This is a genomic window from Aquimonas voraii (assembly GCF_900101825.1).
GTDB lineage: Bacteria > Pseudomonadota > Gammaproteobacteria > Xanthomonadales > Xanthomonadaceae > Aquimonas > Aquimonas voraii.
The window spans coordinates 1-1,228 of record NZ_FNAG01000037.1 but is presented as its reverse complement, the minus strand read 5'-3'; the positions used below and the strand labels follow the sequence as shown (position 1 = coordinate 1,228).

Annotated in this window: 1 protein-coding gene; it reads left to right on the top strand. The window is 65.4% G+C overall.

What is annotated here, in order from left to right:
* Nucleotides 1–66: 66 nt before the first annotated feature.
* A protein-coding gene (locus BLP83_RS18105) for an IS3 family transposase (RefSeq protein WP_091246305.1) occupies nt 67–1,199 on the top strand; the annotation gives its coding sequence in 2 pieces (ribosomal slippage) (nt 67–322 and nt 322–1,199; 1,134 coding nt in all).
* Nucleotides 1,200–1,228 lie beyond the last annotated feature (29 nt).

Here is a 1,228-nt window from a genome sequence, read left to right as displayed (position 1 = left end):
TGACCTGCCCCCACCCAGCCGTACCACTCGAAGCTAGGTAGAGTCCGTCACCCTGAGAGGACGGACATGCGCAAGAGTCGATTCACCACCGAGCAGATCATCGGGTTCATCAAGCAGGCCGAAGCGGGGATGGCCGTGACCGAGTTGGGTCGCCAGCACGGCTTCAGCCCCGCCAGCTTCTACGCCTGGCGAGCCAAGTACGGCGGGATGGAGGCGGAGGACGCCAAGCGCCTCAAGGAACTTGAGTTGGAGAACAGCCGGCTGAAGCGCCTGCTCGCCGAAGCACACCTGGACATCGAGGCGCTGAAGGTCGGCTTCGGGGTAAAACGCTAGCCCCGCAACGCAAGCGCGAGGCGGTCCGTCGAATGCTCGCTGCCGGTTTGGTGAGCGAACGCCGGGCCTGCCGCCTTGCGGGGCTTTCTCGCGATGCCTTCCGCCACCCGCCGACGCAGACGTCGCACACGCAGGCGCTGTCCGCACGGATCATCGAACTGGCGCAGGCGCGCCGCAGGTTCGGCTACCGCCGTCTGCACGACCTGCTGCGCCCGGAGTTTCCGACCGTGAACCACAAGAAGGTCTATCGCCTGTACCGCGAGGCCAACCTCGCCGTGCGTCGCCGCAAGAAGGTCCGAAGGCCCGCCAGCGAGCGTCAATCGTTGTGCGCCGCCAGTTCCCCGAATGCGGTCTGGAGCATGGACTTCGTCAGCGACGCCTTGGCCAACGGCCGACGGCTGAAGTGCCTGACCGTGGTCGACGATTTCACTCGCGAGTGCGTCGACATCACCGTCGATCACGGCATCAGCGGCGCCTACGTGGTGCGCATCCTCGATCAGGCGGCGCGCTTCCGGGGCTACCCGAAGGCGGTTCGCACCGACAACGGCCCGGAGTTCACCAGTCGTGCCTTCATCGCGTGGGTGCAGCAGCACGGCGTCGACCACCAGCTGATCGAGCCGGGCAAGCCGATGCAGAACGGCTACATCGAGAGCTTCAACGGCAAGTTCCGGGACGAGTGCCTAAACGAGCACTGGTTCAGCTCGCTCGCCCAAGCCCGGCAGGTCATCGCCGAGTGGCGCCGTGACTACAACCAGGTCAGACCCCACAGCAGCTGCGGGCGCATCCCGCCCGCTGAGTTCGCAGCCCAACACCGGATCAACAACCAGAAGAACGAAGTACCCTTCAACCCCGGACTTTCCCAGTAACGGGTGGTATGGCTGCTGGGGGCACGTCA